This window comes from Micromonospora sp. NPDC023869 (genome assembly GCF_055559695.1).
Map to the genome: position 1 here is coordinate 265,274 of NZ_JBVHKD010000008.1, position 21,762 is coordinate 287,035.

A 21,762-nucleotide genomic window follows, 5' to 3' on the forward strand; every position below is an offset into this window, starting at 1 on the left:
TCACGGGTTAGCTTCTCGGGGGCCGTGGGTAAGGCCACCCGCGAGCGGCGGTGCGTCGGTCGGTGCGGGACACCCGTCGGCCACGCCCCGATCGACGTTTACTCCTCGGGGCGCAGGGAACCCGCCGCCCGTGCGACAGGACCGTGGGGAGCCGGATCAGCGCAGGTCAGCCGGGGTGCTGGCCGGCGTCGACCGGGCCGGTCCGGTCCTGTTCGACACGGTGCTGCTGGACCGCGACGGCACCCTGGTCGAGGACGTGCCGTACAACGGCGACCCGGACAAGGTGCGCCCGATGCCGGGTGCGCGGGCCGCGCTGGACCGGTTGCGCGCGGCCGGTCTGCGGCTCGCCGTGGTCACCAACCAGTCCGGGCTGGCCCGGGGCCTGTTCACCGAGGCGGACCTGGACCGGGTGCACCGTCGCGTCGAGGCCCTGCTCGGCCCCTTCGACTCGTGGCAGGTGTGCCCGCACGACGACGGGGACGGTTGTGCCTGCCGCAAACCCGCACCCGGGCTGGTGCACGCCGTCGCCCGGGCGCTCGGCACCGTACCCGCGCGCTGCGTCATGGTCGGCGACATCGGCCGGGACGTCACGGCGGCGCTGGCCGCCGGTGCGGCGGGCATCCTGGTGCCCACCCCGGTCACCCGGCCCGAGGAGGTCGCCGCCGCCGGCTGGCTCGCCGCCGACCTGCCCTCGGCGGTGGACGAGATCCTGCGTCGCCAGCAGGCGCTACGCCCGACGCCGCCGCCCGACGCGGGACCGGGGCGCACGGTGCTGGTGGTGCGGTCGGACTCGGTCGGGGACGTGCTGGTCACCGGCCCCGGTATCCGGGCGGTGGCCGCCGGGGCGGACCGGGTGGTGCTGCTCTGCGGCCCGCGCGGCCGGGCCGCCGCCGAGCTGCTGCCCGGCGTCGACGAGATCGTGGAGCACCGGCTGCCGTGGATCGACCCCGAGCCCGGACCCGTCGACCCGGCCGAGATGGCCGCGCTGACCGCGCGCCTGGCGGCCGTCGACGCCGACGAGGCGGTCGTCTTCACCTCGTTCCACCAGTCGCCGTTGCCGCTGGCCCTGCTGCTGCGGATGGCCGGTGTCCGGCGGATCTCCGCGATCAGCGACGACTACCCGGGAAGCCTGCTGGACGTCCGGCACCGGGTGCCGGCCGGTGTGCCGGAGGCCGAACGCGCGCTGTCGCTGGCCGCCGCCGCCGGGTACGCGCTGCCCGCCCACGACGAGCCGCGCCTGCGGTTGCGCCCGCGACTCGCCCCGCCGCCGGAGGCCGGCGAGCCCGGATACGTGGTGCTGCACCCGGGTTCGGACGCGCCCGCGCGCGGCTGCCCGCCGGAGCTGGCCGAGCGGATCGCCCGGGAGTTGGCCGCCGCCGGTCACCGGGTGGTGGTCACCGGCGGCCCGCAGGAACGCGAGCTGACCGCCCGGGTCGCCGGCCGGTACGCCCGCGACCTCGGCGGCCGGACCGGGCTCGCCGAGCTGGCCGCCGTGGTGGCCGGTGCCGGCGCGCTGGTGGTCGGCAACACCGGCCCGGCGCACCTGGCCGCCGCCTCCGGGGTGCCGGTGGTCAGCCTGTTCGCCCCCACCGTCCCGTTCGGACAGTGGGGTCCCTGGCGGGTGCCGACGGTACGCCTCGGCGACGCCGCCGCCGGATGCCGCGACACCCGCGCCGCACGCTGCCCGGTGCCCGGTCACCCCTGCCTCAGCGGAATCTCCCCGGGCGCGGTCGTCGACGCGCTCCGGCTGCTCGGCGTACCACCGGACCGGGTGCCCACCCGTCCGACCGTGTTCCGCACGACGGTGTCCACCGGAGGCGGCCGATGAACATCCTGCTCTGGCACGTGCACGGCTCGTGGACCACGTCGTTCGTGCACGGCAAACACCGCTACCTGGTCCCGGCCACACCGGACCGGGGGCCGTACGGGCTGGGCCGGGCCCGCACGTACACCTGGCCGGAGAGCGCCGCCGAGGTGAGCCCGGAACAGTTGCGCGACACCGACGTCGACGTGGTCCTCCTGCAACGCCCCGAGGAGTGGGAGCTGGCCCAGCGGTGGCTGGGCCGCCGGCCCGGCCGCGACGTGCCGGCGATCTATGTCGAGCACAACACCCCGAAGGACGGGGACGTGCCGCACAGCCGCCACCCGATGGCCGACCGAGACGACCTGCTCGTCGCCCACGTGACCGCCTTCAACGAGCTGTTCTGGGACACCGGCAGGACCCGGACCACGGTCGTCGACCACGGCATCGTGCCGCCGGTCGTGGAGTACACCGGCGAACTGGACCGACTGGCCGTGGTGATCAACGAACCGGTACGCCGGTGGCGGGTCACCGGCACCGACCTGCTGCCCCGGTTCGCCGAGATCGCCCCGCTGGACGTCTTCGGCCTGAAGGTGGCCGGGCTCGCCGAGCACCTCGGCCTGCCCGCCGACCGCCTCACCAGCCACGACGACGTCCCGCAGCACCGGATGCACGCCGAACTGGCGCGCCGCCGGGCGTACCTGCACCTGTGCCGGTGGACCTCGCTCGGGCTGAGCCTGATCGAGGCGATGAGCATCGGGATGCCGGTGGTGGCGCTGGCCAGCACCGAGGCGGTGATGGCCGTGCCGCCGGACGCCGGTGCCCTGGACACCCGCGTCGATGAGCTGCTGGGGGCCGCCGCCCGGTTCGTCGCCGAGCCGCAGCGGGCCCGGCAGGCGGGGCAGGCGGCCCGGGCCGCCGCCCGGCAACGCTACGGCCTCGACCGTTTCCTCGCCGACTGGGACCGGCTGCTGGAGGAGGAAGTATGCGGATAGCGATGATCTCGGAGCACGCCAGCCCGCTCGCCATCCTGGGCGGGGAGGACGCCGGCGGCCAGAACACGCACGTCGCGGAACTCTCCGCCGCGCTCGCCGCGGCCGGGCACGACGTCCGCGTCTACACCCGGCGGGACGCGGTGGACCTGCCGGTGACCGTGCGCAGCCCGGACGGCTACGACGTGGTGCACGTACCCGCCGGACCGGCCGAGCCGGTGGCCAAGGACGCGCTGCTGCCGCACATGCGGACGTTCGGTGCCTGGCTGGTGGAGCGCTGGCGCGGTGACTGGACGCCCGAGGTGGTCCACGCGCACTTCTGGATGAGCGGGCTGGCGGCGGTGCAGGCCGGTCGACAGGTCGGCGTGCCGGTGGTGCAGACGTACCACGCGCTCGGCACGGTCAAGCGCCGTCACCAGGGCGTCCAGGACACCAGCCCGGCCCGGCGGATCGGCTACGAACTGCAACTCGGCCGGTCGGTGGACCGGGTGATCGCGCAGTGCCGCGACGAGGTCGGCGAACTGGTCCGGATGGGGGTGCCCCGCTCGGCGATGACGGTCGTGCCGTCCGGGGTGAACCTGGGCACGTTCGCCCCGCTCGGCCCGGCCGCCGAGCGGGAACCGGGACGCGCCCGGATCCTCACCGTCGGACGGCTGGTGGAACGCAAGGGCTTCCAGACCGTGGTCCGCGCGATGGCACACGTGCCGGACGCCGAGTGCGTGGTGGTGGGCGGCCCGCCCGCCGGGCTGCTGGAGACCGACCCGTACGCCCGGCGGCTGCGCGCGTTGGCCCGTAGCTGCGGGGTGGCCGACCGGGTCCGGCTGGTCGGCGCGGTGCCGAGGGAGGAGATGGGTCGCTGGTACCGGTCGGCGGACATCCTGGTCGCCGCCCCCTGGTACGAGCCGTTCGGCCTGACCCCGCTGGAGGCGATGGCGTGCGGGGTGCCGGTGGTGGCGACCGCCGTGGGCGGGTTGCGGGACACCGTGGTCGACGGGGTGACCGGGGACCTGGTGCCGGCCCGGGACCCGAGGGCGTTGGGCGAGGCGCTGGCCGGGCTGCTCGACGACCGGATCCGCCGGTTCGCGTACGCGGGCGCGGCCCGGGCGCGCGCTCGGCAGCACTACTCGTGGACGGTCACCGCGGAACGACTCGCCGAGGTCTACGCCGAGGTGGCCGCCGTGCACCGGCCGACCCGGGTGGTGGCCTGATGCCGGGGCGCAACCCGCTGGAGACGCACCTGGCACACCTGGCCGCCGCGCTGACGCCGTACCGGCGGTGCGAGCCGCTGCTGTCCCGGTGGGGCGCTGCCCTGGCGCAGCACCTGACCGCCGGGGGCCGGTTGCTGGTGGCCGGCAACGGTGGCAGCGCCGCCGAGGCGCAGCACCTCACCGCCGAGCTGGTCGGCAAGCTGCGCGAGGACCGGCAACCGCTGTCCGCCATCGCCCTGCACGCCGAGACCTCGGCGCTGACCGCGATCGGCAACGACTACGGCTACGACGAGGTCTTCGCCCGGCAGGTCCGCGCGCACGGCCGCCCCGACGACGTCCTGCTGCTGCTCTCCACCAGCGGTGGCAGCACGAACCTGCTGACCGCCGCGCGGGCGGGTCGCCAGGCCGGGCTGCGGTGCTGGGCGTTCACCGGGCCGGCACCGAATCCGCTCGCGGACGCCGTCCACGAGGCGCTCGCGGTGGACTGCCCGGACTCCCAGGTCGTGCAGGAGCTGCATCTGGTCTCCAGTCACCTGCTCTGCGAGTACGTGGAGCGGGCGATGGTCGAGCAGCCGGCGGTGGCGTACGTGGAGCCGGTGGTGCCGGCGGCGTCGGACGCACCGGCGGCCGGTCCGGTCCGCGCCGGGGTCGAGGTGGTGCTGGACGGTGGGGCCGGCCGACCGGTCGAAGCGTGAGGAGGCAAGCGTGAGGGGACCCGTGGTGGTGGTCGGCGACACCCTGCTCGACCGGGACGTGGAGGGCGTGGTGAACCGGCTCTGTCCGGACTCGCCGGTCCCGGTGCTCGACGAGACCGCGCACGTCGACCGGCCCGGTGGGGCCGGGCTCGCCGCCGTCTTCGCCGCCGCGCAGGGCGCCGAGGTGGTGCTGGTCACCGCGCTCGCCGACGACGCCGGTGGGGCACGGCTGGGGGTGCTGCTGGCCGCCGCCGGGGTGCAGGTGTACCCGTTGCGGCTGGCCGGGTCCACTCCGGAGAAGATCCGGCTGCGGGCCGGTGGGCGGGTGCTGCTGCGCCACGACCGGGGCGGCGGCGCCGAGACGCCGGGTGAACCCGCCGAGGCGGTGCTGCGCGTCATCGAGCGGGCGTCGGTGGTGCTGGTCAGCGACTACGGCCGGGGGGTGGCGCGGCAGCCCGCGCTGCGGGCGGCCCTGGCGGCGACCCGGGCCCCGGTGGTCTGGGACCCGCATCCGCGCGGACCGGCGGCGGTGCCCGGGGTGCACCTGGTCACGCCGAACGAGTCGGAGGTGCAGGAGTTGGTGGAGGCGCCGGCCGCCGCCACCCGGCTGGCCACCGCCGCCGACGGCGCCGAGCGCCTGCGGCAACGCTGGCGGGCGGGCGCGGTGGCGGTGACGTTGGGTGCCGACGGCGCGTTGCTCAGCCACGCCGGGTCGACGCCGCTGGTGGTGCCGACGCCGGTGGCCGCCGAGGGCGACACCTGCGGCGCGGGGGACCGGTTCGCGGTCGCCGCCGGCCTGGCGCTGGGCCGGGGCGCGCTGCTGTCGGAGGCGGTGCAGGAGGCGGTGACCGAGGCGTCGGCGTACGTGGCGGACGGCGGTGTGGCGACCGCGTTGCCGTTGCCGGTGCGACGGGCGCCGCAGGCGGTGCACACGGCGGTGGCCGGTGACCGGGTCGGGGTGGCGGCAGCCGCCGCCGCGGTGGCCCGGGTGCGCGCCGCCGGGGGGACGGTGGTGGCGACCGGCGGCTGTTTCGACCTGCTGCACGCCGGTCACGTGGCGACCCTCCAGGCCGCCCGGCAACTCGGCGACTGCCTGGTGGTGTGCCTCAACTCCGACGCCAGCGTCACCGGACTCAAGGGACCGGACCGGCCGGTCGTGCGGCAGGACGACCGGAGTCGCCTACTGGCGGCGCTGAGCTGCGTGGACGCGGTGATGATCTTCGACGAGTCGACCCCGGCGGCGGCGCTGTCCTGGCTGCGCCCGGACATCTGGGTCAAGGGCGGGGACTACGCCACCGGCGGCGGGGACGACGACTGCCTGCCCGAGGCCGAGATCCTGCGCCGCTGGGGCGGCCACACGGTGGTGGTGCCGTACCTGGACGGCCGGTCCACCACCGGGCTGATCGCGGCGACGGCGACGCGTACCGGCGTGGGGGTGTCCCGATGAGCGCGCCCGGCACCGGACGCACGGTGCTGGTCACCGGCGGGTCCAGCGGGTTGGGCGCGGCGGTGGTCGACGCCGTGGCCCGCTCCGGCGGGCGGCCCCTGGTGTTGGACCGGCAGGCGCCCGGCGACGGGGTGGCCTGGGCGGAGTGCGACCTGGCCGACACCCGCGCGGCGGAGGCCGCCACCCGGCAGCTCGCCGAGCGCGAGGGCGGGCTCGACGCGGTGGTCACCGCCGCCGGGGTGGACGTGCCCGGCCGACTGGCCGACGTGCCCGGCGAGACCTGGGACCGGATCGTCACGGTGGACCTGCTGGCCACCGCCGCGGTGATCCGGGCCGCGCTGCCGTTCCTGACCGCCGCCCGGGGCAGCGTCGTCACGGTGGCGTCCACGCTCGGGGTCAAGGCGGTCAGCGACGCCACGGCGTACTGCGCGGCGAAGTTCGGCGTGGTCGGGTTCACCCGCGCGCTCGCCGCCGAGCTGGCCGGGTCGGTGAACGTGACGCTGCTGGTGCCGGGCGGCATGCGGACCGCCTTCTTCGACGACCGCGACGCGCAGTACCGGCCGGGGCCGGACGCGATCCTCAACGACCCGGCGCACACCGCCGCCGCCGTGATGTTCGCGCTCTCCCAACCGGCCGGCTGCGCGGTACGCGAGATGGTGGTCTGCGCCGAGCAGGAGACCTCGTACCCGTGATCCTGGTCCTGCGTGCCCTCGGCGTCGGTGACCTCGCCACGGCGGTCCCGGCGTTGCGGGCGCTGCGGACGGCGTACCCGGACCGCGAACTGGTGCTCGCCGCGCCGTCCTGGCTCGGCCCGCTGGTCGAGCTGGTCGGCGGCGTGGACCGGCTGCTGCCTACCGACGGGCTGGACCGGATCGGGACTCCCGGCGGGCCGGTGGAGGTGGCGGTGAACCTGCACGGCCGGGGACCGCGCTCGCACCGGCTGCTCGCCACCACCGGCCCGGACCGGCTGTTCGCCTTCGCCGACGTGCGGGCGGAGCACGCCGACGGGCCCGGGTGGGACGACGAGGAGCACGAGGTGGCGCGCTGGTGCCGGCTGCTGGGCTGGTACGGGATCCCCACCGACCGGACCGACCTGGACCTGCTCCGGCCGCTGCCGGGGAGCATGCCGACCGGCGTGACGGTGCTGCATCCCGGCTCCAAGGTGCCGGCCAAGCGCTGGCCGTCCGGGCGGTACGCCGCCCTCGCCCGGGACCTGACCGGCCGGGGCCACCGGGTGGTGCTGACCGGCAGCACGGGGGAGCGGGCCACCGCCGTACGGGTCGCGGACGAGGCCGGTCTGCCCGCCGACGCGGTGCTGGCCGGGCGGACCGATCTCGGGCAGCTCGCCGCCCTGGTCGCCGGGGCGCGGCTGGTGGTCAGCGGGGACACCGGCGTGGCGCACCTGGCCACCGGCTACCGCACCCCGTCGGTGGTGATCTTCGGTCCGGTCCCGCCCGCCCGCTGGGGGCCGCCGCCGGAGCGACGGCGGCACCGGGTGCTCTGGGCCGGCGCATGCCCGACCCGGGACGGGGTAGGTGGTCACCCGGCGGTCGCCGCCGTCGGGGTCGACGCGGTGCTGGCCGCCGTCGAGGAGGTGGAACGGGTGGTGCGGGCGGACCGTGCGGTTGCGGCGTAGCGATCCGGGTCGGCCGGGATACGGCCGCCGGCGACGCGGTCCGGGCTGGTCGTTCGTCGACCCGCGCGGCGCGCCGGTGCGTGACCCGGACGATCTGGCCCGGCTGCGGGCGCTGGTCATCCCGCCGGCCTGGCGGCAGGTGTGGATCGCGCCGCACCCGAACGGGCACATCCAGGCCACCGGGATCGACGCCGCCGGGCGCAAGCAGTACCTCTACCACCCGCTGTGGCGGCAGCGGCAGGACGAGGCGAAGTTCGACCACGTGCTGGAGGTGGCCCGCCGGCTGCCGGTGCTGCGGGAACGGGTCGGCCTCGACCTGACCGGGCGGGGGCTGCGCCGCGAGCGGGTGCTGGCCACCGTGACGCGGCTGCTCGACATGGGCACCTTCCGGGTCGGCAGCGACCAGTACGCGGCCGGGGACGACCCGACCTTCGGCGTGGCCACCCTCCGCCCCGAACACGCCCGGTCCCGCCAGGGCTGCGTGGTCTTCGAGTTCCCGGCCAAGGGCGGCATCGAGCAGGTCCGCCGGGTTTCCGACCCGGAGCTGTGTCGGGTGCTGACCCACCTGCGCCGCCGTCGCCGGGAGGCGGACCGGTTGTTCGGCTACTGGGACGGCCGGCAGTGGCGGGACGTCCGGGCCGACGAGGTCAACGACTACCTGCGCGAAGCCAGCGGCGGCGAGATGACCGCGAAGGACTTCCGCACCTGGCACGCCACCGTCCGGGCGGCCACCGAGCTGGCCGTGCTCGGGACGCCGAGGTCGGTCACCGCGCGACGGCGAGCGGTGGCCGGGGTGATGCGCGAGGTCGCGGAGCTGCTCGGCAACACGCCGACGGTGGCCCGTACGTCCTATGTGGACCCCCGGGTGGTCGACCTGTTCCACGACGGCGTGGTGGTGCCGGTGACCCGGGACACCGGGCGCGAGCAGGCCGAGCGTGCCGTGCTCGACCTGCTGGACCGGTCCTGAGCGGTCACCGGCCGCCCGCCGTGCGCGTCCGGATCATCACCTCGACGCCGTCCAGCACCCGGCCGAGCCCGAAGCGCCACTCGGCGTCGACGTAGTCGTCCTCGTCGTCACCCTCGGCGACCAGCTCGTGGATCGCCGGGTACGGCCCGTCGGCGGTGAGCCGGGCCAGGTGTTGCCAGTAGTGCAGGCCCACCTGGTCGGGGGTCTGCCCGCTGCGGACCGCCGCCTCCATCAGGTCCGCGGTGGTGGTGGCCCAGCTCCGGGCGTACCCGCTGACCAACATGATGGTGGAGACGCGCTCGGTGCCGCGCAGGCCGGTGCCGGCCAGGGCGGTCAGCCCGTACTCCAGCCAGCGGACCTGGTTGGGGTTGATCGGCGGGCCGCTGATCGGCACGTGTCGGATCCACGGCTGTCGGCGCAACGCGGTCAGGTTCCCCTCGGCCCAGCGGGTCAGCGCGGGGCGCCAGCCCTCGTCCGGACCACGTGGTGGCGGGGGCGGCCCGTACGCCGTGTCGACCATGAGGTCGAGCAGGTCGTGCTTGGTCGGCACGTACCGGTAGAGCGACATCGTCGCCGCGCCCAGCTCACGGGCGACGCGGCCCATCGACACCGCGCCGAGGCCCTCCGACTGGGCGACCTGGATCCCGGCGGCCACCACCTGTTCCAGGCTGAGGCCGCGCTTCGGGCCACGGCTCGGACGCTCGCGCAGCCCCCAGGCGAGCGCGACGTTCTCGGGCAGGTCGACGTCGGGACCGTCGCTCACTTCCACCTCCACCGGCCGGGCTTGACCCTCATCGTAGCTTCTGCGTATGGTCTACGCATATAAGCGTACGCCATACGCAGAAAATGGAGAGTGGCCATGACGAACGGACCACCGGCGGTCGAGTTGATCGAGCTGAGGAAGTCCTTCGGCGACCTCGTCGTCCTCGACGGGCTGACCATGCGGGTCCGGGCCGGCGGCGTGCACGCGCTGCTCGGCCAGAACGGGGCCGGCAAGACGACCACCGTGCGGATCCTGGCCACGCTGACCCGGCCCGACGGGGGCAGCGCCCGGGTCGCCGGCCACGACGTGGTGCGCGACCGGCGGCAGGTCCGGCGGACGATCAGCCTCGCCGGCCAGCACGCCGCCCTGGACGACACCCAGACCGGCCTGGAGAACCTGACCATGCTGGCCCGGCTCGCCGGGCTGTCCGGGCGGACGGCCCGCAAGCGCGCCACCGACCTGCTGGAACGCTTCGCGCTGACCGACGCGGGTGGGCGGCAGGCGATCACCTACTCCGGGGGCATGCGCCGCCGCCTGGACCTCGCCGCCAGCCTGGTCGGGCAGCCGTCGGTGGTCTTCCTGGACGAGCCCACCACCGGCCTGGACGTGCGCAGCCGGCAGGGGCTCTGGGAGGTCGTCGGCGAACTGGCCCGCACCGGGGTGACCGTGCTGCTCACCACGCAGTACCTGGAGGAGGCCGACCGACTGGCCGACCGGATCACGGTGCTGCACCACGGAGCGATCGCCGCCGAGGGCACCGCCGACGACCTCAAGCGCCGCTTCGGCGCGCACCGGCTGGAGCTGACCTGGCGCGAGGAGGCCGGAATACGGGAGGCGGCCGGGCGGCTGGGCGACCGGGTCACCGGCCGGGACCCGGACCGGTTGACACTGTCGGTGGCCACCGACGGTAGTGCGCCGCAGGTGCGCGCCCTGCTCGACGAGATCGATCCGGACCGTCACGGGGTGGTCCGGTTCACCGTCCGCGAGGCGACCCTCGACGACGTCTTCCTCACCCTCACCGGCGCTCCGGTGCCCACCCGACAGCAGGTGACCCATGTCTGAGCTGGCCGTACGCGGATCGCAGACGGCGGTGATGATCGGCCGCTGTGTCCGGCTGTCGCGCCGCAACGTCGACGCGTTGCTCACCTCGCTGCTGCTGCCGGTGATGCTGATGCTGGTCTTCGTCTACCTCTTCGGCGGGGCGATCGACACCGGCTCGGCGTACGTGACCTATGTGGTGCCCGGCGTGCTGCTGCTCTGCGCCGGGTTCGGTGCGGCGGGCACGGCGGTGAGCGTCACCACGGACATGACCAACGGCATGATCGAGCGACTGCGCACCATGGACGTCGGCGCGACCTCGATCATCGGCGGTCACGTGGTGGCCAGCATCGCCCGCAACACGGTTTCCACCGTGCTGGTGCTGGCCGTCGCGGTGGCCATCGGGTTCCGTCCCGCCGTGGCACCGCTGCGCTGGCTGGCCGCCGCCGGGGTGCTGCTGCTGTTCCTGCTGGCGGTGTCCTGGCTGTCGGCGGCGTTCGGGCTGCTGGCCCGTACCCCCGAGGCGGCCGGCGGGTACACCTTCCTGGTGATGTTCCTGCCCTACCCGAGCAGTGCCTTCGTGCCGGTCGAGACGCTGCCCCGCTGGCTGCGCGGCTTCGCCGAGCACCAGCCCGTCACGCCGGTCATCGAGTCGCTGCGCGGGTTGCTGCTCGACCTGCCGGTCGGTTCGGCGCCGGTCCGCGCGGCGGCGTGGTGCCTGGGCATGCTGGCGGTCGCGGTGCTGCTCTCGGCGGTGCTGTTCCGCCGCCGGATCGGCTGATCCGCACGAGCGAGAAGGGGGCGACGTCCGACGGACGTCGCCCCCTTCTCGTCGTCGTCGCTCAGTCGTTGAGGACCTGGGCCAGCCGGTCCCGGAAGCGTCGCTCCGAGGGGCTGACCTGGCTGCCCCCGAGCCCGAGGATGCCGCCGCTGGTGGCCGCGCCGACCACCTGGTCGGTGATCTCCACCAGCCAGTGCTGGTACGCGCCGGCCTCGCCCTCGTCCACCTTCGCCGCCAGCAGGGCGGCGGCGGCCTTGGCCCGGCCCAGCACGTCCTCGGCGTACGCGCGCGGGTCCTCCGGCGCGATCACCGGCAACTCCTCGCCGGCCTCCGGGTCGCCCACCCGGGTCACGATCTCCCCGGCCACCGCGGCCACCAGCGGGCTGGCCGACTCCCGACCGGTGGAGATGGTCTCCAGCCCGGCCGCGCTCTCGGCCATCGTCGCCCGGGTGCTGTCGGACTCCGCGGCGCTCGCTGCGGTGAGCACCGCCTGCGGCAGGCCGACCAGCAGCCCCCACTCCTCGTCGGAGAAACCGAAAGCGGTGTACGTCGGCTCTTCGATCACGACCGTGCCTCTCCCGTTCGTCGTCCGGTCCCCGGTCACGCGCCATCCGTGCTGGCCGCGCCGGGTCCGGTATGTCCCCGCCGCCATCGCGGCGGGCTCAGGTTAGTCCAGCGTCAGCAGTCCCTGTTCGGACACCACGCTGACCGACAGCGTCTTGTACCCGACCTCGTCGAAGAGCACCGTCATCCGGTCGTCCTCGTAGCTGAGCACCAGGCCGGCGCCCCACTCGGGGTGCCGCACCTGGCTGTGCACCGGGAACGGACCCACCGCGCCGTCGTCGGCGGTGCTGGTGCCGGCGTGGCAGTTGTCGCAGTGCCCGCAGATCTGGGTCATCTGCTCGCCGAAGTAGGCCAGCAGCGTCTGCCCCCGGCAGGCCGTGGTCTCGGCGAAGGCCCGCATCATGTCGGTCCGCGAACGGGTCAGGTTCTGCTGCCGCTCGGCCTCCGCCACGGCCGCCTCGGCGGCCTCCACCGGAGTCGGCGAGTAGCGCGGCGCGCCGATCCGCTGCCCGGCGCGGGGCTGCGCCGCACCGACCTGCTCCAGCAGAGCGAGGTACTGCCCGAGCTTGCGCGGCCCCAACCCGGTCACCTCGCGCAACCCCTTCTTGGTGGCCGCCCCCTGACGCAGCAGGGCGGCCAGGTCCCGCAGCTCGGTGGCGTCGGGCAGACCACCGCTGAAGAAGCGTTGCAGCCCCACGTCCTCGGCCTGCCAGAGCAGCAGCACACGGGCCGGCTGGCCGTCGCGTCCGGCCCGGCCGATCTCCTGGAAGTAGCTGTCCGGCGAGTCGGGCAGCGCCATGTGCACCACCCAGGCGATGTTCGGCTTGTCGATACCCATGCCGAACGCCGACGTGGCCACCATGATCGGCACCTGGTCGGCGAGGAACGCCTCGTGCAGCCGAGCACGGGCGCTGGCGGACATCCCACCGTGGTAGAACTGCGCCGGGTAGCCGGCGTCGGTGATCCGGGCCGCGAGTTCCTCGGCCGCCCGCCGCGTGGGTACGTAGATGATGCCCGGTCGCTCGTCGTCCCGCAGCAGCGCGATCAGCCGTCGCCACCGGTAGTCCTCGGTGGGGCAGTGCGCCACCTCGAAGAAGAGGTTCGGCCGGTCCAGCCCGGACACCACGATCTCGGGCTCGCGCAACCGCAGCCGGGCCACGATGTCGTCGCGTACCGGTGGGGAGGCGGTGGCGGTCAGCGCCACCACCGGCGGCCGTCCGATGCCCTCGATGAGCTGACCGAGCGCCAGGTAGTCCGGACGGAAGTCGTGCCCCCAGGCCGAGATGCAGTGCGCCTCGTCGATCGCGACCAGTGCCGGTTTCAACGCGCGCACCTCGGCCAGGCGCTCCGGGTTGGCCAGTTGCTCCGGGGTGATGAAGAGGAACTCGGCCCGCCCGTCCCGGATCTCGGCGATCGCCTCGGCCTGCTGGGCCGGCGACTCGTCCGAACTGATCCGGACCGCCCGCAACTCCGCCCGCTGCCGCTCGTTGAGCGCGGCGATCTGGTCCTGTTGCAGAGCCAGCAGCGGCGAGATCACCACGGTCGGGCCGGGGATCAGGCTCGCCGGTATCTGGTAGATCGCCGACTTGCCGGCGCCGGTGGGCAGCACCACCAACGCGTCGCGCCGCCGCATCACCGCGCGCATCGCGGCCAGTTGGTTGGGGCGCAGGGTGGACCAGCCGAACAGGCTGCGCGCCGCGCGGCGCAACGACATCGAGTGCGTGGTGAGCTTCATCGAAGGCCGCAGGTACCCGGCCGGACCAGCGCCGAAACGCCGGTCCGGCCACGAGGGAGCGCGAGTTCCGCCACGTCGTCGCTCAGTGCAGTCGGGGCAGTACGTCGCGCTGGTACAGGTCCATCAACCCCTGCCAGTTCGGCCCGGTGTTGGCCACGTAGACCTCGTCGAAGCCCGCCTTCGCGTACGCCTCGATCTTCGCCAGGTGCGCGTCGGCGTCGTTGCCGCAGACGAACGCCTCCCGCATCGCCTCCGGGTCGACCAGTTTGGCGGCCTGCTCGAAGTGCCGGGGCGAGGGCAGGACCTGCAACAGCTCACCGGGGATCGCCTCGGTCGGCCAACGTTCGTACGCCAGCCGCATGCCCTCCTCCACGGTCGGCGCGTACGCCGCCTTGAAACCGGCCTGGCACGGCTTGTCGCCACCGCCGTTGTCCCGGAACCGGCCCACCAGCTCGGCGTCGGGCATGGTGTTGACGAAGCCGTCGCCGATGCGGGCGGCCATCTCCACCGCCTTGGGGCCGAAGGCGGAGACGTAGATCGGCGGGGGCGTCTCGGGCAGCGTGTAGATCCGGGCGTGTTCCACCCGGTAGTGCTTGCCGTGGTGGTTGACGAAGCCGCCGTCCCACAGCTTCCGCATCACCTCGACCGCCTCCTCGAGCATCTCCAGCCGGACGCCGGCCTGCGGCCAGTGGTCGCCGAGGATGTGCTCGTTGAGCGCCTCGCCGGAGCCCACCCCGAGCACGAACCGCCCGGAGTGCAGCACCGCGCTGGTCGCCGCCGCCTGGGCCAGCACCGCCGGGTGGATACGCACGGTGGGGCAGGTCACCGCCGTGGTGACCGGCAGGCGACAGGTCTGGCTCAACGCGCCGATCATCGACCAGACGAACGGGGCCTGGCCCTGCGCGTCCGTCCAGGGGTGATAGTGGTCGGAGATCCAGAGCGCCTGGAAGCCGGCGCGCTCGGCGGCCTGCGCCTGCGCCAGCAACTGCTCTGGCGGGTACTCCTCAGTGGACAGGAAGTAGCCGATCTTCATGGGTGCCCCCTCGCCGTGATGGTGTCCAGGGCCAGGCGGTACCCCGGCGGGGGCGGGTCACACCCGGTCGCGACGTCAGCGCCGGAACATCGCCCGGATGGCCACGAGCAGCAGCAGGCCGCCCACCACCAGGCCGAGCAGGCGTACGCCGGGGATGTCGGCCGGGCTCGTCGCATCGGCGAGCAACAGCAGCGGGTCCATCTCCGCACTCTGCTGGCAGAGCGCTCCCAAGGCAACTGTAAGGTTTATTGACTATTCGGTGGCGCGGTGTGACCATTGCTGCACCGCCGGGTGGCGGGGGGAGTCCGCGGCGGAGGATGACGGGGGTACGCGACCGCATGAGCGAGCGTCAGCGAGCGAATCTTCAACGCAGTGCGGTGGTGCCTCATGGCGGCCCGGAGCGCAGCGGAGGGCGGGCATGAGCGAGCGTCAGCGAGCGAATCATCGGTGCAGTGCGGTGGTGCCTCATGGCGGCCCGGAGCGCAGCGGAGGGCGGGCATGAGCGAGCGTCAGCGAGCGAACGGGGATCTGGCGGCGTTGGCGGCCGCGGTCCTGCAGCCCGGGTTCGTCGGCACCGTACCGCCCGCGTGGGTCTGCCGCTGGCTCGGCGACGGCCTCGGCGCGGTGGTGTTGTTCAGCCGCAACGTCGTGGACCCGGAGCAGGTGGCGGCGCTCACCGCCGGGCTGCGCGCGGAGCGGCCGGACGTGATCGTGGCGATCGACGAGGAGGCGGGCGACGTCACCCGCATCGAGTCGGGTCGGGGCAGCACCCGGCCGGGCAACTTCGCCCTCGGCGTGGTGGACGACCCGGCCCTCACCGAGGAGGTCGCCCGCGACCTGGGCGTCGAACTCGCCGCGCTGGGCGTGACCCTGGACTACGCGCCGGACGCCGACGTGAACTCCAATCCGGACAATCCGGTGATCGGTGTGCGTTCGTTCGGTGCCGATCCGTCGGTGGTGGCCCGGCACACCACCGCCTGGGTACGCGGCCTCCAGTCCGGCGGCGTGGCCGCCTGTGCCAAGCACTTCCCGGGGCACGGCGACACCCGGGTGGACTCGCATCACGACCTGCCCCGGATCACCGGCGACCGGGATCGGCTGGACGCCGTCGAGCTGGCCCCGTTCCGGGCTGCGGTCGAGGCGGGCGTGCAGGCGGTGATGACCGGTCACCTGCTGGTGCCGACGCTGGATCCGGAGCTGCCGGCGACGCTGAGCACCCGGATCCTGAGCGGTGTGCTCCGGGAGGAGATGGGCTTCAACGGCGTGGTGGTGACCGACGCCGTGGAGATGGAGGCGGTCGCCGGTCGGTACGGCTTCGCCGGTGCGGCGGTGCGGGCGCTGGCCGCCGGAGCGGACGCGATCTGTGTCGGCGGCGAGCACGCCGACGAGGAGACCGCCCGCCACCTGCGCGACGCCATCGTGGACGCGGTCGTGGCCGGGGAGTTGCCGGAGGAGCGGCTGGCCGAGGCGGCGAAACGGGTCGGCCAGCTCGCGGCCTGGACGGTGGCCGCCCGTACGGCCGGTGGGCGTACCCCGGTGACGACCGGTGGTTCGGCGGTCGGGCTGGTCGCCGCGCGCCGGGCGATCCGGGTCACCCGCGCCGACGGAGGCGCCGAGCTGCCGTTGGCCGCTCCGGCGCACGTCGTGGAGTTCCACCCGCCGCACAACATCGCGATCGGGGCGGAGACCCCGTGGGGAGTGGCCGCGCCGTTGACCGCGCTGGTGCCGGGCACCACCAGCGCCCGCTACGCGCGGGGCGAGGTGCCCACCGATCCGGCCCGGGGCGCCGTCGACCGACCGCTCGTGCTGGTGGTGCGCGATCTGCACCGGCACGACTGGATGCGGAGCGCCGTCGACCGGGTGCTGGCGGACCGGCCCGACACCGTGGTGGTGGAGCTGGGCGTGCCCGCACTGGTCGCCGGCACGGTGCACGTCGCCACGCACGGGGCGACCCGGGCCGCCGGCCGGGCCGTGGCCGAGCTGCTGGCGGGTGCCGCCGTCACGTCGGGCTGGTGACCAGGTCCGCGTACTCGGGGTGGCGCTCGATGTAGGCGTGCATGAACGGACACTGCGGGACCACCCGCTGCCCCTGGGCGCGGACCTGGTCCAGGGTTCCGCGCATCAGTGCGCCACCGACGCCCCTGTTCTGGAAGGCCGGGTCCACCTCGGTGTGCGTGAACACCAGCGCCTCGCCCCGGGGAAGGTATGCGGTGAACCCGGCCAGCGCGTCGTCGACCAGGATCTCGTAGCGGTGTTTGGCGGCGTTCTCCTCGACCAGCATGCTCACCGGCCCATTCTCCACCGCCGGTTCGGCGCGCCGGGGCCGTTCGCCTTCGTCTCGTACGCTGAGGCGGTGACGAACCGATCGCCCGCCGGCCGCAGCCGGCGCACCCTCGCCTGGAGGGTCCCCACCCGTAAGTCGGCCGGTCTGTTGGCCGGGCTCGCGCTCGGTGCCGCCCTGCTGATGGGATGCAGCTCCGAAGGCGCCCGCACCGACTGCGGGCTGGACGCCTGCACAGTGACCTTCGACCGGGGGGTGGACGCGCGTGCCAACATCCTCAATGTCGAGGCCCGGCTCGTCGAGGCCCAGGACGACGTGGTGACCATCGAGGTCGCCGGTGAGCAACTGTCGCTGACCGTCGGGCAGCAGGCCGCCGACGTCGGCGGCCTGGCGGTCACCCTGGACAGCGTCACCGACGCCGAGGTCAAGGTACGCATTTCGCGCAATTCCGGCTGACGCCGACAACTGCCTGATCCGGCCGTCCAGCCGTCGCTTTCCGGCGACGGCTGGACACGTTTGGAAATCTTCGCGTCCGGAGATTGATGGCCCATGTCTCTCACCCGGAACGCCGAAGCCACCGCCGCCCGAACGGCGGACAGCCGGTGGCTGGAACTCCTCGCCCGGGCCGGTTTCATCGGCTACGGGATCGTGCACCTGTTGTTCGGTTGGTTGGCGTTGCAGATCGCATTCGGCAACTCCTCCGACGACGGTGACCAGTCCGGCGCGCTGCGGACCCTCGCCGCGCAGCCGATGGGCACGTTCGTGGTCATCGCCATCGCCGTCGGCATGGTCGCCATGGCGATCTGGCAGGGCCTCGAAGCCGCCGTCGGGCACCAGACCGAGAGCGGCAACGACCGGATCAAGGAGCGGGTCTTCTCCGCCGCCCGCGCGGTCATCTACCTCTGGCTGGCGTGGACGGCCTGGAAGGTCTTCTCCAACGCCAACTCCGACAGCGCCTCCCAGCAGGAGGAGCTGACCGCCCGTCTGATGGAGTCGACCGGTGGCCGATGGCTGGTCGGTCTCGCCGGCCTGGTCCTCGTCGGCGTCGGCGTCGGCATGTTCATCTACGGCGTCAAGAAGAAGTTCATGAAGCGGCTGAAGACCGGCGAGATGAACGCCAAGACCACCCAGCTCGCCCGGCGGCTCGGCATGGCCGGCTACACCGCCCGGGGCAGCGCGTTCGCGGTGACCGGCTTCCTGGTCGTGCTGGCCGCGGTGAACTACGACCCGGAGAAGGCCCGGGGCCTGGACGCCGCCCTGCGGACGCTGCGGGACCAGGCGTTCGGCACCATCCTGCTGTCGCTGGTCGGGCTGGGCATCGCCGCCTTCGGCCTCTACTGCTTCCTCCAGGCCCGCTACCGCAAGGTCTGATTCCTCCAGGCCCGCTACCGCAAGGTCTGACTCCGCCCCCTCCGTCACCGGCCACCGCAGCGGCGTTGCGGTGGCCGGTGACGGCGTTCTGGGGCAAACTTGCCCCTTTGCGTGGATCTTGTTGTCGGTCCGGAAGGAGAATCACACGTGCACAGCTACCTCGTGACGGTCGTCGCCGCGCTCGCCGCAGCGGCGATCGCCATTGCCGTGGTCGAGGTGGTGCATCGCTCGATCCGGCGGTGGGGCCACCGCTCACGACTGCTGATGGAGTTGACCGAGCACGCCCACCGTTCGTTCCAGATCGCGGCCACCGTGCTCGCCGTGCAGTTCGCCGTCCGGTTCAGCACCGGCTACGCGGTCGGCACCGGGTGGCGACAGGCGCTTCTGCACATGCTGGTGCTCGCGGTCATCGCGGCCACCGCCTGGCTGGTCACCTCGCTGCTGGTGGTGGTGGAGGACACCGCGCTGGCCCGGTTCCGGGTGGACGTGCCGGACAACCGGCACGCCCGCCGGGTCCGCACCCAGGTCGTCATGCTGCGCCGGGTGACCATCGTGGTGATCGTGGTGCTCACCGTCGGCGTGATGCTGATGACGTTCCCGGCGGTGCGCGGCATCGGCGCCGGTGTGCTGACCAGCGCCGGTGTCGTCGGTATCGTCGCCGCGCTGGCCGCGCAGAGTCTGCTCGGCAACGTCTTCGCCGGGCTGCAACTCGCCTTCAGCGACGCGGTCCGTCTGGACGACGTGGTCGTGGTCGAGGGGGAGTGGGGCCGGATCGAGGAGTTGACCCTCAGCTACGTGGTGGTGCAGATCTGGGACGACCGCCGGCTCATCCTGCCCACCTCCTACTTCACCAGCACCCCGTTCCAGAACTGGACGCGTACCGAGGCGGCGGTGCTCGGCACCGCGGAGTTCGACGTCGACTGGTCGCTGCCGGTGCAGGCGATGCGGGAGGAGTTGCGTCGCCTGGTGGAGGGCACCGAGCTCTGGGACGGCCGGGTCTGCGTACTCCAGGTGACGGACGCGACCGGCGGCATGGTCAAGCTGCGGGCGCTGGTGAGCGCCGCCAGCGCCGGCGCGTTGTGGGACCTGCGCTGCCTGGTCCGCGAGCACATGGTGGCGTGGGTACGCGACCAGCGGCCCACCGCGCTGCCACGGCTGCGTGCCGAGGTCGGCGACGGTACCGCCTCGCTGCCCTGGCAGTGGGTGCACCCCAAGCGCCGGACCCGCCGCTTCGAGGACGGGGAGGTCCCCGACGATGCCCGCCTCTTCGGCGGCAGCGACGACGGCGACGCGCGCAGCGAGGCCTTCGTCGGCCCCGACGAGCCCGTCGAGGCGCGGCGCTGACCCCGGATGCGTGCCGATGAGGGCCGGTGGGCGGTGTGGTCGTCACCGCCCACCGGCCCTCATCGGGTGAGGACGCCCGAACGGGGCGGGCCGGACAGGTTTGACGCAAGGTTTCCCGGGGACCTCGTGCGGGACGCCCTGCTCCTTCTTCGCACGCAGGATTGGCGGGCGGCTACTTCGGGCATACAGCGCGGTGACGACGAGAGGGGGACAGCATGGCTGACGTGGCGAACGTCCGTACATCCCACAACGGAAGCGAGCCCTCCACCGCCGAGCTGGTCCAGCGGGCGACGGAGCAGGTGTCTCGCCTGGTCCGGGACGAGCTCGCGCTGGCCCGCGCGGAGCTGACAGAGAAGGGCAAGCACGCCGGTATCGGCGTCGGCCTGCTGGCCGGCGGCGGCGCACTGGCCTTCCTGGGCCTCGGCGCGCTGATCACCGCCGCGATCCTGCTGCTGGCCCTGGTGCTACCGGCGTGGGCCGCCGCGCTGATCGTGGCGGCGGTCGTGTTCCTGATCGCCGGCGTCCTCGCGCTGCTGGGCAAGAAGCAGGTCAGCCAGGCGGTTCCGCCGGTGCCGCAGGCGACCGTGCAGAGCCTGCGGGCCGACGTCGACGTGGTCAGCGCGGCCGTGAAGGACAGGGGACGGGCATGACACACAACGGGACGCGCAACGGCCACGGCGACGGCACCGGCGACACCGACGCGCTGCGGGCGGAGATCCGGCGGACCCGGGTCGAGCTGGGCGAGACGGTGGAGGCGCTGGCCGCCAAGGCCGACGTCAAGAAGCGGCTGAAGTCCTCGGCGGACCAGGCGCGCGAGCGGGTCCGGGAGCAGGCGGCGCTGACCGTCGCCCGGGTCCGTGGTCAGGCTGCCCTGACCCATCCGCCGGTGCGGGGGCGGCACGGGCCGGCGCCGTTCGTCGCCCTCGCGGCGGGCGCGATCGTCACCGCCGTGGTGCTGATGATCATTCGAGGGAGGCGTGGGTGAGCAAGGGGTTGAGCAAGGTCGCCTACCGGCCGGTGGGCATCCTGGCCGGTATCGCCGCCGGTGCGATCGCGGGTGCCGTCTTCCGCCAGGTGTGGAAGTTGACCGCCGGCGACGGTGATGCGCCCGATCCCGTCGACGAGGACCGCCGCTGGGGCGAGATCCTCGCGGCGGCGGCGTTGCAGGGCGCCATCTTCTCGGTCGTCCGGGCCGCCGTGGACCGTGGCGGCGCGGTGGGCGTACGCCGGTTGACCGGCCGCTGGCCCGACTAGGTCCGGACGGCGTCCGGACTGCGGTCCAGGCTGTTCGGCCCCCTTGCCCGTACGCGGTCAAGGGGGCCTTTTGCCTTACCTCGCGGATGCCGCACAGCGGATCTTTCGCATCCGTCAGGTCACATGTCGGAGAATTTCGTCGGGTAGGCTGTGCAGAGTTTTTGCGTACGTGGTTTGCTGTTCCACGCTGTTGAGAGATGGCGTGGGTTGAGAGAAGTCTCCTTCATTGGGGGCCGCCTCAGGCGCCGCTGCTCGAAAACGGCCAACCGGCCGCACGGCGTGCTCGGCCGCCAGTTTTAGAAGGAGATACACATGGCGCAGGGAACCGTGAAGTGGTTCAACGCTGACAAGGGCTTCGGCTTCATCACCGTCGACGGCGGGGGTGCTGACGTGTTCGTCCACTTCTCGGCCATCCAGTCCAGCGGCTACCGGTCGCTGGAGGAGAACCAGCGGGTGGAGTTCGAGATCGCCCAGGGCCAGAAGGGTCCGCAGGCCGAGCAGGTCCGCCCCCTCTGACACACCGGTCGGCGACCGCCGTCCGCCAGATGGCGAGGCAGTCCCCGACCAGGTGCAAAAGCCCCGCGTTCCGTACGGACGCGGGGCTTTCCGCATCCCTCGGTCAGCGTCGCGTCCGGGCCCGCATGCCCAGCCAGAGCAGCACCGCACCGACGAGGGCCAGGAGTGGACCGAGCGCGGCCCAGATCCGCTGACCGGTCATCAGGCTGTCCTCGACGTACCCGAGGCCCTGTACCGTCCAGACCGCCCCGATCACCACGGCCAGCAGGCCGCTGGTGAGCCGGAACCAGCCGCTCATCCGGTCCGGCGGGGCCGGGCTCTGCTCCGCCGGGGCGC

Annotated in this window: 25 protein-coding genes; 18 read left to right on the forward strand and 7 right to left on the reverse strand. The window is 73.7% G+C overall.

The features are described from left to right. The first annotated feature begins 130 nt into the window (after window positions 1–130). The 8 genes from ACZ31C_RS22620 to ACZ31C_RS22655 are packed head-to-tail and all read left to right on the forward strand — an operon-like array spanning window position 131 to window position 8,746. Entirely contained in the window at window positions 131–1,828 is a 1,698-nt protein-coding gene (locus ACZ31C_RS22620) for an HAD-IIIA family hydrolase (protein WP_465796959.1), read from the forward strand. After that, on the forward strand, window positions 1,825–2,796 hold the full coding sequence (locus ACZ31C_RS22625; RefSeq protein ID WP_465796960.1) for a glycosyltransferase family protein: 972 nt from the start codon (window positions 1,825–1,827) through the stop codon (window positions 2,794–2,796). Before ACZ31C_RS22620 ends, ACZ31C_RS22625 begins: the two co-directional genes overlap by 4 nt. Next, window positions 2,787–4,001 carry a glycosyltransferase gene (locus tag ACZ31C_RS22630; protein WP_465796961.1) on the forward strand — a complete coding sequence of 405 codons (1,215 nt, stop codon included), beginning with the start codon at window positions 2,787–2,789 and terminating at the stop codon, window positions 3,999–4,001. Before ACZ31C_RS22625 ends, ACZ31C_RS22630 begins: the two co-directional genes overlap by 10 nt. Continuing rightward, complete coding sequence (locus tag ACZ31C_RS22635; protein ID WP_465796962.1) at window positions 4,001–4,696, forward strand: D-sedoheptulose-7-phosphate isomerase; 696 nt, start codon at window positions 4,001–4,003, stop codon at window positions 4,694–4,696. The genes ACZ31C_RS22630 and ACZ31C_RS22635 overlap by 1 nt, the downstream gene beginning before the upstream one ends. 10 nt (window positions 4,697–4,706) lie before the next feature. Beyond that, window positions 4,707–6,143 carry a PfkB family carbohydrate kinase gene (locus ACZ31C_RS22640; protein ID WP_465796963.1) on the forward strand — a complete coding sequence of 479 codons (1,437 nt, stop codon included), beginning with the start codon at window positions 4,707–4,709 and terminating at the stop codon, window positions 6,141–6,143. Continuing rightward, complete coding sequence (locus tag ACZ31C_RS22645) at window positions 6,140–6,835, forward strand: SDR family oxidoreductase (RefSeq protein ID WP_465796964.1); 696 nt, start codon at window positions 6,140–6,142, stop codon at window positions 6,833–6,835. The genes ACZ31C_RS22640 and ACZ31C_RS22645 overlap by 4 nt, the downstream gene beginning before the upstream one ends. After that, a complete protein-coding gene (locus ACZ31C_RS22650; protein WP_465796965.1) occupies window positions 6,832–7,779 on the forward strand; it encodes a glycosyltransferase family 9 protein in 948 nt (315 codons plus the stop codon). Before ACZ31C_RS22645 ends, ACZ31C_RS22650 begins: the two co-directional genes overlap by 4 nt. Then, window positions 7,763–8,746, forward strand: a complete 984-nt coding sequence (locus ACZ31C_RS22655) for a DNA topoisomerase IB (protein WP_465796966.1) — start codon at window positions 7,763–7,765, stop codon at window positions 8,744–8,746. Before ACZ31C_RS22650 ends, ACZ31C_RS22655 begins: the two co-directional genes overlap by 17 nt. 4 nt (window positions 8,747–8,750) lie before the next feature. Here ACZ31C_RS22655 and ACZ31C_RS22660 read toward each other — a convergent pair whose 3' ends face one another. Further along, window positions 8,751–9,509: a TetR/AcrR family transcriptional regulator gene (locus ACZ31C_RS22660; RefSeq protein ID WP_465796967.1), complete on the reverse strand. Its 759-nt coding sequence runs from the start codon at window positions 9,507–9,509 to the stop codon at window positions 8,751–8,753. Between the two features lie 96 nt (window positions 9,510–9,605). Here ACZ31C_RS22660 and ACZ31C_RS22665 point away from each other — a divergent pair, with 96 nt between their 5' ends. Both ACZ31C_RS22665 and ACZ31C_RS22670 read left to right on the forward strand, forming a co-directional pair. Next, window positions 9,606–10,571 carry an ATP-binding cassette domain-containing protein gene (locus ACZ31C_RS22665; RefSeq protein WP_465796968.1) on the forward strand — a complete coding sequence of 322 codons (966 nt, stop codon included), beginning with the start codon at window positions 9,606–9,608 and terminating at the stop codon, window positions 10,569–10,571. Next, entirely contained in the window at window positions 10,564–11,328 is a 765-nt protein-coding gene (locus ACZ31C_RS22670; RefSeq protein ID WP_465796969.1) for an ABC transporter permease, read from the forward strand. Before ACZ31C_RS22665 ends, ACZ31C_RS22670 begins: the two co-directional genes overlap by 8 nt. A gap of 61 nt (window positions 11,329–11,389) precedes the next feature. On the opposite strand, the gene ACZ31C_RS22675 is transcribed toward ACZ31C_RS22670, so the two are convergent. From ACZ31C_RS22675 to ACZ31C_RS22690, 4 genes are all read right to left on the reverse strand, one after another. Then, on the reverse strand, window positions 11,390–11,893 hold the full coding sequence (locus ACZ31C_RS22675; RefSeq protein WP_465796970.1) for a hypothetical protein: 504 nt from the start codon (window positions 11,891–11,893) through the stop codon (window positions 11,390–11,392). A gap of 102 nt (window positions 11,894–11,995) precedes the next feature. Continuing rightward, window positions 11,996–13,627, reverse strand: coding sequence for a RecQ family ATP-dependent DNA helicase (locus tag ACZ31C_RS22680; RefSeq protein WP_465796971.1), 1,632 nt, complete (start codon window positions 13,625–13,627; stop codon window positions 11,996–11,998). Window positions 13,628–13,709: 82 nt separating this feature from the next. Continuing rightward, window positions 13,710–14,660, reverse strand: coding sequence for a TIGR03557 family F420-dependent LLM class oxidoreductase (locus ACZ31C_RS22685; RefSeq protein WP_465796972.1), 951 nt, complete (start codon window positions 14,658–14,660; stop codon window positions 13,710–13,712). Window positions 14,661–14,735: 75 nt separating this feature from the next. Next, window positions 14,736–14,861, reverse strand: a complete 126-nt coding sequence (locus ACZ31C_RS22690) for a hypothetical protein (RefSeq protein ID WP_350695121.1) — start codon at window positions 14,859–14,861, stop codon at window positions 14,736–14,738. A 297-nt stretch (window positions 14,862–15,158) separates the two neighbouring features. On the opposite strand from ACZ31C_RS22690, the gene ACZ31C_RS22695 reads away from it, so the two are divergent. Then, window positions 15,159–16,676: a glycoside hydrolase family 3 protein gene (locus ACZ31C_RS22695; protein ID WP_465796973.1), complete on the forward strand. Its 1,518-nt coding sequence runs from the start codon at window positions 15,159–15,161 to the stop codon at window positions 16,674–16,676. On the opposite strand, the gene ACZ31C_RS22700 is transcribed toward ACZ31C_RS22695, so the two are convergent. After that, window positions 16,660–16,941: a GNAT family N-acetyltransferase gene (locus tag ACZ31C_RS22700; RefSeq protein ID WP_350695586.1), complete on the reverse strand. Its 282-nt coding sequence runs from the start codon at window positions 16,939–16,941 to the stop codon at window positions 16,660–16,662. The genes ACZ31C_RS22695 and ACZ31C_RS22700 overlap by 17 nt on opposite strands. Before the next feature lie 72 nt (window positions 16,942–17,013). On the opposite strand from ACZ31C_RS22700, the gene ACZ31C_RS22705 reads away from it, so the two are divergent. The 7 genes from ACZ31C_RS22705 to ACZ31C_RS22735 all read left to right on the forward strand — a co-directional run bounded on the left by ACZ31C_RS22705 (window position 17,014) and on the right by ACZ31C_RS22735 (window position 21,426). Continuing rightward, a complete protein-coding gene (locus tag ACZ31C_RS22705) occupies window positions 17,014–17,397 on the forward strand; it encodes a hypothetical protein (protein WP_465796974.1) in 384 nt (127 codons plus the stop codon). A gap of 93 nt (window positions 17,398–17,490) precedes the next feature. Then, a complete protein-coding gene (locus ACZ31C_RS22710) occupies window positions 17,491–18,312 on the forward strand; it encodes a DUF1206 domain-containing protein (RefSeq protein ID WP_465796975.1) in 822 nt (273 codons plus the stop codon). Window positions 18,313–18,459: 147 nt separating this feature from the next. Beyond that, window positions 18,460–19,656, forward strand: a complete 1,197-nt coding sequence (locus ACZ31C_RS22715) for a mechanosensitive ion channel family protein (protein ID WP_465796976.1) — start codon at window positions 18,460–18,462, stop codon at window positions 19,654–19,656. A gap of 215 nt (window positions 19,657–19,871) precedes the next feature. After that, on the forward strand, window positions 19,872–20,306 hold the full coding sequence (locus tag ACZ31C_RS22720) for a phage holin family protein (protein ID WP_465796977.1): 435 nt from the start codon (window positions 19,872–19,874) through the stop codon (window positions 20,304–20,306). Continuing rightward, entirely contained in the window at window positions 20,303–20,641 is a 339-nt protein-coding gene (locus ACZ31C_RS22725; protein WP_465796978.1) for a DUF3618 domain-containing protein, read from the forward strand. Before ACZ31C_RS22720 ends, ACZ31C_RS22725 begins: the two co-directional genes overlap by 4 nt. Beyond that, window positions 20,638–20,910, forward strand: a complete 273-nt coding sequence (locus ACZ31C_RS22730; protein WP_350695110.1) for a DUF4235 domain-containing protein — start codon at window positions 20,638–20,640, stop codon at window positions 20,908–20,910. The genes ACZ31C_RS22725 and ACZ31C_RS22730 overlap by 4 nt, the downstream gene beginning before the upstream one ends. 312 nt (window positions 20,911–21,222) lie before the next feature. Further along, window positions 21,223–21,426 (forward strand): cold-shock protein, encoded by a 204-nt coding sequence (locus tag ACZ31C_RS22735; protein WP_067306996.1) that lies wholly within the window; start codon window positions 21,223–21,225, stop codon window positions 21,424–21,426. Between the two features lie 103 nt (window positions 21,427–21,529). On the opposite strand, the gene ACZ31C_RS22740 is transcribed toward ACZ31C_RS22735, so the two are convergent. Further along, window positions 21,530–21,724 (reverse strand): hypothetical protein, encoded by a 195-nt coding sequence (locus tag ACZ31C_RS22740; RefSeq protein ID WP_350695584.1) that lies wholly within the window; start codon window positions 21,722–21,724, stop codon window positions 21,530–21,532. Between the last annotated feature and the right edge of the window lie 38 nt (window positions 21,725–21,762).